Annotated in this window: 13 protein-coding genes; all 13 read left to right on the top strand. The window is 69.9% G+C overall.

Annotated elements, in window-relative coordinates:
- The first annotated feature begins 73 nt into the window (after nucleotides 1-73).
- The 13 genes from ABT009_RS22640 to ABT009_RS22580 all read left to right on the top strand — a co-directional run bounded on the left by ABT009_RS22640 (nucleotide 74) and on the right by ABT009_RS22580 (nucleotide 15,415).
- Nucleotides 74-1,003, top strand: a complete 930-nt coding sequence (locus ABT009_RS22640) for an ABC transporter permease (RefSeq protein WP_351297666.1) — start codon at nucleotides 74-76, stop codon at nucleotides 1,001-1,003.
- Entirely contained in the window at nucleotides 996-1,775 is a 780-nt protein-coding gene (locus ABT009_RS22635) for an ABC transporter ATP-binding protein (RefSeq protein WP_351297663.1), read from the top strand. Before ABT009_RS22640 ends, ABT009_RS22635 begins: the two co-directional genes overlap by 8 nt.
- Before the next feature lie 494 nt (nucleotides 1,776-2,269).
- Nucleotides 2,270-3,211, top strand: a complete 942-nt coding sequence (gene hpnC / locus ABT009_RS22630; RefSeq protein WP_351297660.1) for a squalene synthase HpnC — start codon at nucleotides 2,270-2,272, stop codon at nucleotides 3,209-3,211.
- Nucleotides 3,208-4,161, top strand: coding sequence for a presqualene diphosphate synthase HpnD (gene hpnD, locus ABT009_RS22625; RefSeq protein ID WP_351297657.1), 954 nt, complete (start codon nucleotides 3,208-3,210; stop codon nucleotides 4,159-4,161). Before hpnC ends, hpnD begins: the two co-directional genes overlap by 4 nt.
- Nucleotides 4,158-4,310: a DUF6380 family protein gene (locus tag ABT009_RS22620; RefSeq protein ID WP_351297654.1), complete on the top strand. Its 153-nt coding sequence runs from the start codon at nucleotides 4,158-4,160 to the stop codon at nucleotides 4,308-4,310. Before hpnD ends, ABT009_RS22620 begins: the two co-directional genes overlap by 4 nt.
- An 8-nt stretch (nucleotides 4,311-4,318) precedes the next feature.
- Complete coding sequence (hpnE, locus tag ABT009_RS22615; RefSeq protein WP_351298035.1) at nucleotides 4,319-5,866, top strand: hydroxysqualene dehydroxylase HpnE; 1,548 nt, start codon at nucleotides 4,319-4,321, stop codon at nucleotides 5,864-5,866.
- On the top strand, nucleotides 5,863-6,993 hold the full coding sequence (locus ABT009_RS22610; RefSeq protein ID WP_351297652.1) for a polyprenyl synthetase family protein: 1,131 nt from the start codon (nucleotides 5,863-5,865) through the stop codon (nucleotides 6,991-6,993). The genes hpnE and ABT009_RS22610 overlap by 4 nt, the downstream gene beginning before the upstream one ends.
- Nucleotides 6,994-7,120: 127 nt before the next feature.
- Nucleotides 7,121-9,118, top strand: coding sequence for a squalene--hopene cyclase (gene shc, locus ABT009_RS22605; RefSeq protein ID WP_351297650.1), 1,998 nt, complete (start codon nucleotides 7,121-7,123; stop codon nucleotides 9,116-9,118).
- Nucleotides 9,118-9,792 (top strand): phosphorylase family protein, encoded by a 675-nt coding sequence (locus ABT009_RS22600; RefSeq protein WP_351297647.1) that lies wholly within the window; start codon nucleotides 9,118-9,120, stop codon nucleotides 9,790-9,792. Before shc ends, ABT009_RS22600 begins: the two co-directional genes overlap by 1 nt.
- Nucleotides 9,793-9,797: 5 nt before the next feature.
- The gene (hpnH, locus tag ABT009_RS22595) at nucleotides 9,798-10,832 is read left to right on the top strand and encodes an adenosyl-hopene transferase HpnH (protein WP_351297644.1); all 1,035 of its coding nucleotides are present in this window, start codon (nucleotides 9,798-9,800) and stop codon (nucleotides 10,830-10,832) included.
- Between the two features lie 5 nt (nucleotides 10,833-10,837).
- A complete protein-coding gene (ispG, locus tag ABT009_RS22590) occupies nucleotides 10,838-12,019 on the top strand; it encodes a flavodoxin-dependent (E)-4-hydroxy-3-methylbut-2-enyl-diphosphate synthase (protein ID WP_351298032.1) in 1,182 nt (393 codons plus the stop codon).
- A 31-nt stretch (nucleotides 12,020-12,050) separates the two neighbouring features.
- Nucleotides 12,051-13,949, top strand: a complete 1,899-nt coding sequence (gene dxs, locus ABT009_RS22585; RefSeq protein WP_351297642.1) for a 1-deoxy-D-xylulose-5-phosphate synthase — start codon at nucleotides 12,051-12,053, stop codon at nucleotides 13,947-13,949.
- On the top strand, nucleotides 13,946-15,415 hold the full coding sequence (locus ABT009_RS22580; RefSeq protein WP_351297639.1) for an aspartate aminotransferase family protein: 1,470 nt from the start codon (nucleotides 13,946-13,948) through the stop codon (nucleotides 15,413-15,415). The genes dxs and ABT009_RS22580 overlap by 4 nt, the downstream gene beginning before the upstream one ends.
- The last annotated feature ends 18 nt before the right edge of the window (nucleotides 15,416-15,433 follow it).

The raw sequence follows: 15,433 nt of genomic DNA, 5'->3' as shown, positions 1-15,433 counted from the left end.
GGCCGTACCCCGGTCCCTGGCTCCTGCCTATGCCCGACCAGGCTGCGCATCTTGAGGACGAAAGTTTCCATTTGTGAGTGAGACAACGCATGACGGCGGAGTCGCGGTGAGCGCCCCTCCGTCCCCCGACGACGGGCTCTCTCCGGCCGAGCTGGCCGCCAAGTACGGCCTCGCCGTCAGCGGCGCCAGGCCCGGCCTCTTCGAGTACGTCCGTCAGCTCTGGGGACGGCGCCACTTCATCCTTGCCTTCTCGCAGGCGAAGCTGACCGCCCAGTACAGCCAGGCCAAGCTCGGCCAGCTGTGGCAGGTGGTGACCCCCCTGCTGAACGCGCTCGTCTACTACCTGATCTTCGGGCTGATCCTGAACGCCAGCCGGGGCATGTCACACGACGTGTACATCCCGTTCCTGGTCACGGGCGTGTTCGTCTTCACCTTCACGCAGAACTCGGTCATGGCGGGCGTACGCGCGATCTCCGGCAACCTCGGACTGGTCCGCGCGCTGCACTTCCCGCGCGCCTCGCTGCCCATCTCCTTCGCGCTGCAGCAGTTCCAGCAGCTGCTGTTCTCGATGGTCGTGCTGTTCATCGTGGCAGTCGCCTTCGGCAGCTATCCGGGCCTGTCCTGGGTTCTGATCATCCCGGTCCTCGCGCTGCAGTACCTGTTCAACGCCGGTCTCGCGCTGATCATGGCGCGCCTGGGCAGCAAGATCCCCGACCTCGCGCAGCTGATGCCCTTCATCATGCGTACCTGGATGTACGCGTCGGGTGTCATGTTCTCCATCCCGATCATGCTCGAGGGCAAGCCGTCGTGGATCGCGGACGTGCTGCAGTGGAACCCGGCGGCCGTCTACATGGACCTGATGCGCTTCGCGCTCATCGACGGCTACGGGTCCGAGAACCTGCCGCCGCACGTCTGGGCCGTCGCCGCGGGCTGGGCGGTGCTCGTCGCGCTCGGTGGCTTCGTGTACTTCTGGAAGTCGGAGGAGCGGTACGGCCGTGGCTGAGCAGAACACCGGGGCGCACATCCCCACCGTCATCGCGGACGAGCTGCACATCGTCTACCGCGTCAACGGCGCCAAGACCGGCAAGGGCAGCGCCACCGCCGCCCTCAGCCGCATCGTCAAGCGCGGCGAGGAGCGCGGCGTGCGCAAGGTGCACGCGGTGCGCGGCGTCAGCTTCACCGCCTACCGCGGCGAGGCCATCGGCCTCATCGGCTCCAACGGCTCCGGCAAGTCCACCCTGCTGCGTGCCATCGCCGGCCTGCTGCCCGCCGAGAAGGGCAAGGTCTACACGGACGGCCAGCCCTCGCTGCTCGGCGTGAACGCGGCCCTGATGAACGACCTGACCGGCGAGCGCAACGTCATCCTCGGCGGCCTCGCGATGGGCATGTCCCGCGAGCAGATCAAGGACCGCTACCAGGAGATCGTCGACTTCTCGGGCATCAACGAGAAGGGCGACTTCATCACGCTGCCCATGCGCACGTACTCCTCGGGTATGGCTGCCCGCCTCCGGTTCTCCATCGCGGCCGCCAAGGACCATGACGTACTCATGATCGACGAGGCGCTGGCCACCGGCGACCGCAAGTTCCAGAAGCGCTCCGAGGCCCGCATCCGCGAGCTGCGCAAGCACGCCGGCACGGTCTTCCTCGTCAGCCACAACAACAAGTCCATCCGCGACACCTGCGACCGCGTGCTGTGGCTGGAGCGCGGCGAGCTGCGCATGGATGGACCGACAGAAGAGGTACTCAAGGAGTACGAGAAGTTCACGGGCAAATAGCGCGGCCGCCGTATCCGGATCGCCGTCTCGGGACCGTCGGTCAGTGAGGACCTTCGGCCCTGACCAACGCCGTGACCAGCTGTCATGACCAGCCGCCAGGGCCCCCGCCACAGATGCCGGAGGGGCCCTGACGCGCTTCTGGATCTCAATTCCCTTGCTGCCAGGGAATCTTGACGGCAATCGGTGTGTTGTTGTGATGCGCAGGACACCCCGCCGAAGCGTGGCGCGTTGTACAACGTAAGCTGTACCGGTTGCTGATTCGCCGCAAGTAGGGCGATACGCGCAGCGTCCGGCTCCGACGGGGTGTCTCCCGGGCCGGTCCGGGGGGACTCCTCGGTGGGCTGCTGGGCGGCGTGTCCGAAATAGGATGTATTGGGTCGGCAGTGTAGAACGGGAGATGTGACGGCAATGTCTACGGAAGGTCTCCGGCTCCGCGATGCTTCCGCCGTCCACGCGCCGGGCAGCCGGCGGTGACGGGAACCGAAGGGGCGCGTATGGAGGCCGTCTCCCGGGCGAAGTCCGAGGCATCCCCGGCCCGCGCCACGCTCGACAAGGCCGCGGACGAGAACTTTCCCGTGGCGCCGTTCTTCCTGCCGCGCGCGTGGCGTGACGACCTGATGGCCGTGTACGGCTTCGCGCGCCTCGTGGACGACATCGGCGACGGAGACCTCGCACCCGGCGGCGCCGACGCCCGCCTGCTGGGTGTCGCACCGGACGCGGATGGGGGTACCTCCCGCTCGAGCGCAGCCGAGAGTGGGGGAGACAGGCTCGCCGTACTCGACGCCTTCGAGGCCGACCTCCGCAAGGTGTTCGATTCGACCCCTCGCCACCCCCTGCTGCGGCGGCTCCAGCCCACCGTCCGCCGGCACGGCCTCACCCCCGAGCCCTTCCTCGGCCTGATCGCCGCCAACCGCCAGGACCAGCTCGTCACGCGCTACGAGACCTACGACGACCTCCTCGCGTACTGCGAGCTGTCGGCCAACCCCGTCGGACGCCTCGTCCTCGCCATCACCGGCACCGCGACACCGGAGCGGATCCGCCGCTCCGACGCGGTGTGCACGGCCCTGCAGATCGTCGAACACCTCCAGGACGTCACCGAGGACCTCGGCCGGGACCGCATCTACCTGCCCGCCGAGGACATGAAGAGATTCCATGTCCAGGAGCAGGACCTACGCGCACCGACCGCAGGCGCATCGGTGCGCGCTCTGGTTGCATACGAAGCAGAACGCGCCCGTAGCCTGCTGAATGAAGGCACCCCCCTGGTGGGTAGCGTCCACGGCAGGCTGAAGCTGCTGCTCGCCGGGTTCGTGGCCGGGGGGAGGGCGGCGATCCACGCGATTGCCGCCGCCGAATACGACGTACTTCCCGGACCGCCGAGACCCGCCAAGCTCCGGCTGCTGCGCGAGGTGGGAGCGACTCTGCGAGGAGAGGGGTGATCCGGACCGTGGAGGAAGATCAGCACGTGTCCGCACCGGTGCTCGCCGCCTACAGCTACTGCGAGGCCGTCACCGGTCAGCAGGCCCGTAACTTCGCCTACGGCATCAGACTGCTGCCAGTGCCCAAGCGGCGTGCGATGTCGGCGCTGTACGCGTTTTCGCGGCGCGTCGACGACATCGGCGACGGCGACCTCGCGCCGGACGTCAAGACGGCCCGGCTGGACGAGACGCGCGCCGTGCTGGACAGGATCCGCGAAGGCAAGGTCGCCGAGGACGACACCGACCCGGTGGCCGTGGCCCTCGGGCATGCCGCGCAGCAGTTCCCGATCCCGCTCGGCGGGCTCGACGAACTGATCGACGGCGTCGTCATGGACGTACGCGGCGAGACCTATGAGACCTGGGAGGACCTGAAGGTCTATTGCCGTTGCGTTGCCGGCGCCATCGGGCGGCTCTCCCTCGGCGTGTTCGGCACCGAGCCGGGTGCGCGCAACGCCGACCGCGCCCCCGAGTACGCGGACACGCTGGGGCTCGCGCTGCAACTCACCAACATCCTCCGGGACATCCGCGAGGACGCGGAGGGCGGCCGCACCTATCTGCCCGCCGACGACCTCGCCAAGTTCGGCTGTTCGGCCGGGTTCAGCGGTCCCAGACCGCCCGCCGGATCCGACTTCCCCGGCCTGGTGCACTTCGAGGTGCGCCGGGCCCGCGCACTGTTCGCCGAGGGCTACCGGCTGCTGCCCATGCTGGACCGGCGCAGCGGCGCCTGCGTCGCCGCGATGGCCGGCATCTACCGGCGCCTGCTCGACCGTATCGAGCGCGACCCGGAGGCCGTGCTGCGCGGGCGCGTCTCCCTGCCCGGCCGTGAGAAGGCCTATGTCGCCGTCCGCGGACTGTCAGGTCTCGACGCCCGGCAGGTCTCCCGGGGGACCGTCAGGAGGCGCGCCCGGTGAACCTCCATGGCCGCCGTGGGACAACTCGCGGCAAACGGTGCGCAACCCTCCGCCTCGGCGTGGCGTCCCTCACTGCGGTGGCCCCTCGTGCGATCGTCGAGCACTTCGCCGACATCGACGGCGGGGCCCGTGGGGAGGGCACGCGATGAGCGGCGACATGCAGCCGGACGAGCTGGATGCGCACACCGCGGGCGGCCCTGAGACGGCCGCCGCCGTGGTGGTCGGCGGGGGACTCGCCGGCATCACCGCTGCCCTGGCGCTCGCCGACGCCGGAGTGCAGGTGACCCTGCTCGAGGGGCGTCCGCGCCTGGGCGGGCTCGCCTTCTCCTTCCAGCGGGGCGACCTGACCGTCGACAACGGCCAGCACGTGTATCTGCGCTGCTGCACCGCCTACCGCTGGTTCCTGGACCGCATCGACGGCACACAGCTCGCGCCTCTGCAGGAACGGCTCGACGTGCCCGTACTCGACGCGGGCCGCAGCACTGGCACCAACGGGTCCGGCAACGGCCTCCGGCTCGGCAGGCTTCGCCGCACCGCCCTGCCCGTACCGCTGCATCTCGCGTCCAGCCTCGCCACCTATCCGCACCTGTCGCTCGCCGAACGCGCCAAGGTGGGGCGGGCCGCGCTGGCCCTGAAGAAGCTCGACCCGGCCGATCCCGCGCTGGACGCACAGGACTTCGGCAGCTGGCTGGCCCGGCACGGCCAGTCGCCGCGCGCCGTCGAGGCGCTGTGGGACCTGGTCGGTGTCGCCACGCTGAACGCCGTCGCGGGCGACGCCTCGCTGGGCCTGGCCGCGATGGTCTTCAAGACGGGACTGCTGTCCGACCCGGGCGCCGCCGACATCGGCTGGGCACGGGTGCCCCTCGGTGAACTCCACGACACGCTCGCCCGCAAGGCGCTCGACACCGCGGGCGTCCGCACCGAACTCCGTACACGCGTCACCTCCATCTCCCGTGCAGGAAACGGGCGTTGGCACGTGGAGGTTCCCGGGGAGCGGATCGAGGCCGACACCGTCGTGCTCGCCGTACCGCAGCGCGAGGCGCACGACCTGCTCCCGGACGGCGCCCTCGACGAGCCCGAGCGGCTGCTCTCCATCGGCACCGCGCCGATCCTCAACATCCATGTGGTGTACGACCGCAAGGTCCTCAGGCGGCCGTTCTTCGCGGCGCTCGGCTCCCCGGTGCAGTGGGTCTTCGACCGCACCGACGCCTCGGGTCTGACGAGTGGTCAGTACCTGGCGCTGTCGCAGTCTGTCGCCCAGGACGAGATCGACGATCCCGTCGCCACCCTGCGCGAGCGCTATCTGCCGGAGCTCGAGCGGCTGCTGCCCGCCGCGCGCGGCGCCGAGGTCCGCGACTTCTTCGTCACCCGCGAGCGCACCGCGACGTTCGCCCCCACCCCCGGCGTCGGCAGGCTGCGGCCCGGCGCCCGTACCAAGGCCCCCGGCCTCTATCTGGCCGGAGCGTGGACCGCCACAGGGTGGCCCGCGACGATGGAGAGCGCGGTCCGTAGCGGCGTCAGTGCGGCGGGCTCTGCGCTGAGCGCTCTCGGCCGGCCGCGCGACCACCTCTTCGACCTCGTCGAGGAGGCAGAACACCGCGTACTCCCGGGGGACGCGGCAACCGGCAGCGGCTCCGCCGCGGGCCGGACCCCCGGCCGAACACCCGAGGGAACCGGCGCATCACTGCGAGGTGGCATCCGGTGAAGTCCGCACTGCACGGGGCGAGTCCCCGCACCCCCGGTACCGCAACAAGAGGAGAGACTGTGCCCACTGTGCCCCCGGCCGAATCGGCTGCCGACGCGGTGGACGTGACCGCGCTGCTCGAGCGCGGCCGGACCCTGGCCACACCGGTGCTGAGGGCCGCCGTGGAGCGTCTCGCAGCCCCCATGGACACCGTCGCCGCCTACCACTTCGGCTGGATCGACGCCGAGGGCAACCCCTCCGACGGCGACGGCGGCAAGGCCGTACGCCCGGCGCTGGCTCTGCTGTCCGCGCAGGCCGCCGGTGCCGCCCCGGAGGTCGGCATCCCCGGCGCGGTCGCGGTCGAGCTCGTGCACAACTTCTCGCTGCTGCACGACGACCTGATGGACGGCGACGAACAGCGCCGCCACCGCGACACGGTGTGGAAGGTGCACGGCCCGGCGCAGGCCATCCTCGTCGGCGACGCCCTCTTCGCCCTCGCCAACGAGATCCTCCTCGAGATCGGCACCGTCGAGGCGGGCCGCGCCACGCGCCGCCTCACCGCCGCGACCCGCGCCCTCATCGACGGCCAGGCCCAGGACATCGCCTACGAGCACCGCGAGCGCGTCACCGTCGAGGAGTGCCTGGAGATGGAGGGCAACAAGACGGGCGCCCTCCTCGCCTGCGCCTGCTCCATCGGCGCGGTGCTCGGCGGCGCCGACGACCGTACCGCCGACATCCTCGAGAAGTACGGCTACCACCTGGGCCTCGCCTTCCAGGCCGTCGACGATCTGCTGGGCATCTGGGGCGACCCGGAGGCCACCGGCAAGCAGACCTGGAGCGATCTGCGCCAGCGCAAGAAGTCCCTGCCGGTCGTGGCCGCGCTCGCGGCGGGCGGCCCGGCATCGGAGCGTCTCGGCGAGCTGCTCGCCGCCGACGCCAAGAGCACCGACTTCGACAGCTTCTCCGAGGAGGAGTTCGCCGCACGTGCCGGCCTCATCGAGGAGGCGGGCGGCCGCCAGTGGACCGCCGAGGAGGCCAGGCGGCAGCACGCCATCGCCGTCGAGGCGCTGGCCGCCGTCGACATGCCCGATCAGGTGCGGGCGCAGCTCGTTGCGCTCGCCGACTTCGTCGTCGTACGGAAGAGATGATCACTATCGGCCCATAGGTGTGCTTCCGGGGTGGTCCCCGGATCTCCAGCGCAGTCGCCGGCCGGTGCTCACCAGGCACCGGCCGACGGCGGACCCAGCAGAACGACCACTGCACGAAGGGGAAGCCATGACAGCGACGACCGATGGAAGCACCGGGGCGGTTCCGCCCCGCGCTGCCTCGGCCAGCGGAACAACTGGAACAAGTGAATCGACGCCCGCGGCGGCCGGGACGCACGAAGCCGCCACCCGCGCCCTCCAGCGCGCCACAGACTTCCTTCTCACCCGCCAGGACGCCCAGGGCTGGTGGAAGGGCGACCTCGAGACCAACGTCACGATGGACGCCGAAGACCTGCTGCTGAGGCAGTTCCTGGGCATCCGCGACGACGCGACCACCAACGCCGCCGCCCTCTTCATCCGCGGCGAGCAGCGCGACGACGGCACCTGGGCCACCTTCTACGGCGGGCCCGGCGAGCTCTCCGCCACCATCGAGGCGTACGTCGCGCTGCGCCTCGCCGGGGACAGCCCCGACGACCCGCACATGGCCAAGGCCGCGGAATGGGTCCGCGAGCAGGGCGGCATCGCCGCAAGCCGGGTCTTCACCCGCATCTGGCTCGCCCTCTTCGGCTGGTGGAAGTGGGACGACCTGCCCGAACTCCCGCCCGAGCTCATCTACTTCCCGAAGTGGTTCCCGCTCAACATCTACGACTTCGGCTGCTGGGCCCGGCAGACCATCGTGCCGCTCACCGTCGTCTCCGCGAAGCGGCCGGTGCGGCCCGCACCGTTCCCGCTCGAGGAGCTGCACACCGACCCGGGCAACCCCAGTCCCCCCAGGCCTCTCGCGCCCGCGGCCAGCTGGGACGGCGTCTTCCAGCGCCTCGACAAGGCCCTGCACGCGTACCACAAGGTCGCGCCGCGGGGGCTGCGCAGGGCGGCGATGAACTCCGCGGCCCGCTGGATCATCGAGCGCCAGGAGAACGACGGCTGCTGGGGAGGCATCCAGCCGCCCGCCGTGTACTCGCTGATCGCGCTGCATCTGCTCGGATACGACCTCGAGCACCCGGTGATGCGCGCAGGCCTCGAGTCGCTCGACCGTTACGCCGTATGGCGGGGGGACGGGGCCCGGATGATCGAGGCCTGCCAGTCGCCCGTGTGGGACACCTGCCTCGCGACCATCGCGCTCGCCGACGCGGGCCTGCCCGCCGACCACCCGCAGCTCGTCAAGGCCGCCGACTGGATGCTGGGCGAGCAGATCGTGCGTCCCGGTGACTGGTCGGTCCGCAGGCCGCACCTCACCCCGGGCGGATGGGCGTTCGAGTTCCACAACGACAACTACCCGGACATCGACGACACCGCCGAGGTCGTCCTGGCCCTGCGGCGCGTGAAGCACCCGGACCCCGACCGCGTCGAGAAGGCCGTCGACCGCGGCGTGCACTGGAACGTCGGCATGCAGTCCAGGAACGGCGCCTGGGGGGCCTTCGATGTCGACAACACCAGCAGCTTCCCCAACCGGCTGCCGTTCTGCGACTTCGGCGAGGTCATCGACCCGCCGTCCGCCGACGTCACCGCGCACGTCGTGGAGATGATGGCGGCCGACGGAAAGTCCCACCACCCGGCCACGCGCCGCGGCATCGAGTGGCTGCTCGCGGAGCAGGAGGCGAACGGCTCCTGGTTCGGCCGCTGGGGCGTCAACTACGTCTACGGCACCGGATCCGTGGTGCCCGCGCTGACGGCCGCCGGACTGCCCGGCTCGCACCCCGCGATCCGCCGCGCCGTCGCCTGGCTGGAGTCCGTGCAGAACGACGACGGCGGCTGGGGCGAGGACCTGCGCTCCTACCGCGACGTCGCGGGGTGGAGCGGCCGGGGCGCCTCCACCGCCTCGCAGACCGCCTGGGCGCTGCTTGCACTGCTCGCGGCAGGCGAACAGGAGTCCAAGGCCGTGGAGCGGGGCGTCGCCTGGCTCGCCGAGACGCAAGGAGACGACGGCTCCTGGGACGAGCCGTACTTCACCGGCACCGGGTTCCCCTGGGACTTCTCCATCAACTACCACCTCTACCGGCAGGTCTTCCCGCTCACCGCGCTCGGCCGGTACGTCCACGGGGAACCCTCCTTCGGCAAGGCGAGCTGATGGCCGGCGACCCGGAGTCCCCGGAGGACTCCCCGGATGGCTCCAAGGAGAGCCCACCCCTGCTGGTCGCCTGCGCGCTCGGCATCGAGCGCTTCGCCCTGCGTACCGGTGAGCGCACCGGCGCCGCGGGACCCGTGACCGTACTGCGTACGGGCATGGGCCCCAAGGCCGCCGAACGCGCCGTCACGCGCGCCCTCGCCGATGAGGCGTTGCGCGAAGCGGCCGTCGTGGCCACCGGCTTCTGCGCCGGACTCGCACCGGGAATGCACCCCGGCGACCTGGTGGTCGCCGAGGAGACCCGCGACCCGGACGGCACTACGCCGTGTGTGGGCACGGAACTGCTCGTACGGGAGCTGGTCCGGGCCGTTCCCGGGCGGACGGTCCACATCGGGCCGCTCACCGGCTCCGACCACGTCGTCCGAGGTCAAGAGCGTTCCGAGCTGCTCGCCAAAGGCGCGATCGCCGTGGACATGGAGTCCGCGGCGACGCTCCGCTCGGCCGTTCGGGTGGGTCCGCGCCCGGTTGCGGCCGTCCGGGTGGTCGTGGACGCTCCAGAGCATGAGCTCGTCCGAATCGGCACGGTCCGCGGTGGAATATCAGCTTTCCATGTTCTTCGCTCCGTGCTGCCTGTGTTCTTCGAATGGCACCGTAATTTGCTGCTCCCCAGGAGGTGAGCAAGATGGCCATGCCGCTCCGTCAGACCATCAAGGTCGCTAGGTATCTGTTTGAGCAGAAGCTGCGCAGGCGGGACAAGTTCGCTCTGCTCGTGGAACTGGAACCGCTCTTCGCCTGCAACCTCAAATGCGAGGGCTGCGGCAAGATCCAGCACCCGGCTGGAGTGCTCAAGCAGCGCATGCCGGTGGCCCAGGCCGTGGGCGCCGTGCTCGAGTCCGGCGCGCCGATGGTGTCGATCGCCGGCGGCGAGCCGCTGATGCATCCGCAGATCGACGAGATCGTAAGGCAGTTGGTGGCGAAGAAGAAGTTCGTCTTCCTCTGCACCAACGCGCTGCTGATGCGCAAGAAGATGGACAAGTTCAAGCCGTCCCCTTACTTCGCCTGGGCCGTGCACATCGACGGCCTGCGGGAGCGGCACGACGAGTCGGTCGCCAAGGAAGGCGTCTTCGACGAGGCGGTGGAGGCCATCAAGGAGGCCAAGCGCCGCGGCTTCCGGGTCACCACCAACTCGACGTTCTTCAACACCGACACCCCGCAGACCGTCATCGAGGTTCTCAACTACCTCAACGACGACCTGAATGTGGACGAGATGATGCTCTCGCCCGCTTACGCCTACGAGAAGGCACCCGACCAGGAGCACTTCCTGGGCGTCCAGCAGACCCGCGAGCTGTTCAAGAAGGCCTTCGCGGGCGGCAACCGAAGGCACTGGCGGCTCAATCAGAGCCCGCTCTTCCTGGACTTCCTGGAGGGCAAGGTCGACTTCCCGTGCACCGCGTGGGCCATTCCGAGCTACTCGCTCTTCGGCTGGCAGAAGCCCTGCTATCTGATGAGTGACGGGTACGTCCAGACGTACCAGCAGCTCCTGGAGGAGACCGACTGGGACGCGTACGGCCGCGGCAAGGACCCGCGGTGTGCCAACTGCATGGCGCACTGCGGCTACGAGCCCACCGCCGTCATGGCCACCATGGGCTCGCTCAAGGAGTCGCTGCGCGCGGCCCGCGAGACCCTGGGCAATGGAAAGCCGCAGGTGACGCCGTGACGACTGTGGAGCCTGTCCCACTGGGGCTTCCGGCAATGCCGGCCCGGCCGATCGCCGAACCCCGCCTCTCGAGGCGGATCCAGGTCGGGTCGGTGGCGGTGGGCGGTGGCGCGCCGGTGTCGGTGCAGTCGATGACGACGACGCGGACCTCGGACATCGGTGCGACGCTGCAGCAGATCGCGGAGCTGACGGCGTCCGGGTGCCAGATCGTGCGCGTGGCGTGCCCGACGCAGGACGACGCTGACGCGCTGGCGACCATCGCGCGCAAGTCGCAGATCCCGGTAATCGCGGACATCCACTTCCAGCCGAAGTACGTGTTCGCTGCGATCGAGGCGGGCTGTGCGGCGGTGCGCGTGAACCCGGGGAACATCAAGCAGTTCGACGACAAGGTCAGGGAGATCGCCAGGGCGGCGAAGGACGCGGGTACGCCGATCCGTATCGGTGTGAACGCCGGTTCTCTGGACCGTCGGTTGCTGCAGAAGTACGGCAAGGCGACGCCCGAGGCGTTGGTCGAGTCGGCGCTCTGGGAGGCGTCGCTCTTCGAGGAGCACGACTTCCGGGACATCAAGATCTCGGTGAAGCACAACGACCCGGTCGTGATGATCGAGGCGTACCGGCAGTTGGCCGCCCAGTGCGACTACCCGCTGCACCTCGGTGTGACGGAGGCCGGTCCGGCCTTCCAGGGCACCATCAAGTCGGCCGTGGCGTTCGGTGCGCTGCTGTCGCAGGGCATCGGCGACACCATCCGGGTCTCGCTGAGCGCGCCGCCCGTGGAGGAGGTGAAGGTCGGCATCCAGATCCTGGAGTCGCTGAATCTGCGGCAGCGGGGTCTGGAGATCGTGTCGTGTCCGTCGTGCGGGCGTGCGCAGGTGGATGTGTACAAGCTGGCCGAGGAGGTCACGGCGGGTCTGACGGGCATGGAGGTGCCGCTGCGGGTGGCGGTCATGGGTTGTGTGGTCAACGGCCCGGGGGAGGCCCGCGAGGCGGATCTGGGTGTGGCTTCCGGCAACGGCAAGGGGCAGATCTTCGTGAAGGGCGAGGTCATCAAGACGGTGCCCGAGTCGAAGATCGTGGAGACCCTCATCGAGGAGGCCATGAAGCTGGCCGAGCAGACGGAGAACGACGGTGTCGCCTCCGGCACCCCGACCGTCACCACGCCGGGAGCGTCCGGCGTCGCCGTGAGCTGAACGCGCTCCAACAAAGAGGGGAGGCCCGAGCGTGACGATTCTGGAAACGGTTCGGGGACCGCGTGATCTGAAGGCGCTGTCCGAGGACGAACTCGGCGTACTGGCCGAGGAGATCCGCGAGTTCCTGGTGCATGCGGTCGCCCGGACCGGCGGTCACCTCGGGCCCAACCTCGGGGTGGTGGAGCTCACCATCGCCCTGCACCGGGTCTTCGAGTCGCCCGTCGACCGCATCCTGTGGGACACCGGTCACCAGAGTTACGTACACAAGCTCCTGACGGGACGTCAGGACTTCTCCAAGCTGCGCGGCAAGGGAGGCCTGTCCGGCTATCCGTCGCGCGAGGAGTCCGAGCACGACGTCATCGAGAACAGCCACGCCTCCACCGCCCTCGGCTGGGCGGACGGTCTCGCCAAGGCGCGGCAGGTACTGGGGGAGCAGGGCCATGTCGTCGCCGTCATCGGGGACGGCGCGCTCACCGGCGGCATGGCGTGGGAGGCGCTCAACAACATCGCGGCCGCCAAGGACCGGCCGCTCATCATCGTCGTCAACGACAACGAACGCTCCTACGCGCCGACGATAGGCGGCCTCGCCAACCACCTGGCGACGCTGCGCACGACCGACGGCTACGAGAAGATGCTGGCCTGGGGCAAGGACGTACTGCAGCGCACACCCGTCATCGGGCAGCCGCTGTACGAGTCGCTGCACGGCGCCAAGAAGGGCTTCAAGGACGCCTTCGCACCGCAGGGCATGTTCGAGGACCTGGGGCTGAAGTACCTGGGGCCGATCGACGGGCACGACACCCGTGCCGTCGAGTCGGCGCTGCGCCGCGCGAAGCGCTTCCACGGCCCGGTGCTCGTGCACTGCCTCACCGAGAAGGGGCGCGGCTACGAGCCCGCTCTCGCGGACGAGGCCGACCGTTTCCACACCGTCGGCGTCATGGACCCGCTGACCTGTGAACCGCTCACACCCTCCAACGGGCCTTCGTGGACGGAAGTTTTCGGCGACGAGATCGCCCGTATCGGGGCCGAGCGCGAGGACGTCGTGGCGATCACGGCGGCGATGCTGCACCCGGTGGGTCTGACCAAGTTCGCCGAGCGGTTCCCCGACCGGGTGTGGGACGTGGGGATCGCCGAGCAGCACGCCGCGGTGTCCGCGGCCGGCCTCGCGACGGGCGGGGTGCATCCGGTGGTCGCCGTCTACGCCACCTTCCTCAACCGCGCCTTCGACCAGCTGCTGATGGATGTCGCCCTGCACCGGTGCGGGGTGACGTTCGTGCTGGACCGGGCGGGTGTGACCGGGGTCGACGGGGCCTCGCACAATGGCATGTGGGACATGTCGATCCTGCAGGTCGTACCGGGCCTCAGGATCGCCGCGCCGCGGGACGCCGACCAGCTGCGGGCACAGCTGCGCGAGGCGGTCGCCGTCGATGACGCGCCGACGCTGCTGCGGTTCCCCAAGGAGTCGGTGGGGCCCGCGATCCCTGCGGTGGACCGGATGGGCGGCCTGGACGTGCTGCATCGGACGGCGTCGGCGCGGGGTCCCGCGGACGGGCAGGTGCTGTTCGTCGCCGTCGGCGTGATGGCGCCGGTGTGCCTCCAGGCCGCCGAGCTGCTCGAGGCGCGCGGCATCCGGTGCACCGTCGTCGACCCGCGCTGGGTCAAGCCCGTCGACCCCGCGCTGCCGCCGCTGGCCGCAGCGCACGACCTGGTGGCGGTCGTCGAGGACAACAGCCGGGCGGCCGGCGTCGGAGCGGCGGTCGCGCTGGCGCTCAACGATGCCGAAGTCGACGTACCCGTACGGCGGTTCGGCATCCCGGAGCAGTTCCTGGCGCACGCCAAGCGTGGTGAGGTACTGGCCGACATCGGGCTCACGCCCGTCGAGATCGCCGGACGGATCGGTGCCGCCCTGGCAGCCAAGGAGAAACCGGAATGACCACCTCCGATCCCAAGGAGTTCGAGGAAGGCGCGCAGGGCCCCTTGGAACAGGGCACGCGCGAAGGTGCGCAGCCCGGCGGGCGCAAGGAATTCGACCTGGTCAGGCTCCTCGCGGAGCGCGGCGCCGAGCGCTACGACCTGCACTCCAGATACCTCAACCACCAGTTGCCGCGCATGCTGCACACCATCGGCTTCGACAAGGTCTACGAGCGGGCCGAGGGCGCGCACTTCTGGGATGAGGAAGGCAACGACTACCTGGACATGCTCGCCGGGTTCGGCGTCATGGGCCTGGGCCGGCACCACCCCGTCGTACGCAAGGCGCTGCACGACGTCCTCGACGCCTCGCTCGCCGATCTGACGCGCTTCGACTGCCAGCCTCTGCCGGGGCTGCTCGCCGAGAAGCTGCTGGCCCACAGCCCGCATCTGGACCGGGTGTTCTTCGGCAACAGCGGCACGGAGGCCGTGGAGACGGCGCTGAAGTTCGCCCGGTACGCGACGGGGAAGCCGCGCGTCTTGTATTGCGAGCACGCTTTCCACGGGCTGACCACCGGCTCGCTGTCCGTGAACGGCGAGTCGGGCTTCCGGGACGGCTTCGCACCGCTGCTGCCCGACACCGCGATTCCCCTCGGCGACCTCGACGTACTCGCCAAGGAGCTCAAGAAGGGCGACGTCGCCGCGCTGATCGTCGAGCCGATCCAGGGCAAGGGCGTGCACGAGGCGCCGCCCGGCTATCTGCGCGCCGCCCAGGACCTGCTGCACCGGCACAAGGCGCTGCTCATCGCCGACGAGGTGCAGACCGGTCTCGGCCGCACCGGCGACTTCTACGCGTATCAGCACGAGGAGGGCGTCGAACCGGACCTGGTGTGCGTGGCGAAAGCGCTCTCAGGAGGCTACGTCCCGGTCGGCGCCACGATCGGCAAGGACTGGATCTTCAAGAAGGTCTACTCGTCGATCGACCGCGTGCTCGTCCACTCGGCGAGCTTCGGCTCCAACGCGCAGGCCATGGCGGCCGGGCTCGCCGTGCTCTCCGTCATGGAGGACGAGCAGATCGTCGCGAACGCGCGCGCGACCGGTGAGCTGCTGAAGAGCCGGCTGGCGGCGCTCGTCGACCGCTATGAGCTGCTGAGCGACGTACGGGGCCGTGGGCTGATGATCGGCATCGAGTTCGGCAGGCCGCGTTCGCTGAAGCTGCGCAGCCGCTGGACGATGCTGCAGGCCGCCCGCAAGGGACTCTTCGCGCAGATGGTGGTGGTGCCGCTGCTGCAGAGGCACCGCATCCTCACCCAGGTCTCCGGCGACCACCTCGAAGTGATCAAGCTGATCCCGCCGCTGGTGGTGGGGGAGCGGGACGTGGACCGCTTCGTGGAGGCCTTCACGGCCGTCATGGACGATGCGCACAGTGGTGGCGGACTCATGTGGGACTTCGGGAAGACGCTGGTGAAGCAGGCGGTGGCCAACCGGTAGCCGGCTGCCCAGGCTGTT

Source organism: Streptomyces sp. NPDC002896 (assembly GCF_040295225.1).
Classification (GTDB): Bacteria; Actinomycetota; Actinomycetes; order Streptomycetales; family Streptomycetaceae; genus Streptomyces.
The sequence above is the reverse complement of the archived record's forward strand: the minus strand, read 5'-3'. Positions and strand labels throughout refer to the sequence as shown.

Coding starts and splice junctions, on each gene's coding strand:
- hpnC (WP_351297660.1), top strand. CDS start 2,270: ATGGAGGCCGTCTCCCGGGCGAAGTCCGAGGCATCCCCGGCCCGCGCC.
- hpnE (WP_351298035.1), top strand. CDS start 4,319: ATGCAGCCGGACGAGCTGGATGCGCACACCGCGGGCGGCCCTGAGACG.
- shc (WP_351297650.1), top strand. CDS start 7,121: ATGACAGCGACGACCGATGGAAGCACCGGGGCGGTTCCGCCCCGCGCT.
- ABT009_RS22600 (WP_351297647.1), top strand. CDS start 9,118: ATGGCCGGCGACCCGGAGTCCCCGGAGGACTCCCCGGATGGCTCCAAG.
- hpnH (WP_351297644.1), top strand. CDS start 9,798: ATGGCCATGCCGCTCCGTCAGACCATCAAGGTCGCTAGGTATCTGTTT.
- ABT009_RS22580 (WP_351297639.1), top strand. CDS start 13,946: ATGACCACCTCCGATCCCAAGGAGTTCGAGGAAGGCGCGCAGGGCCCC.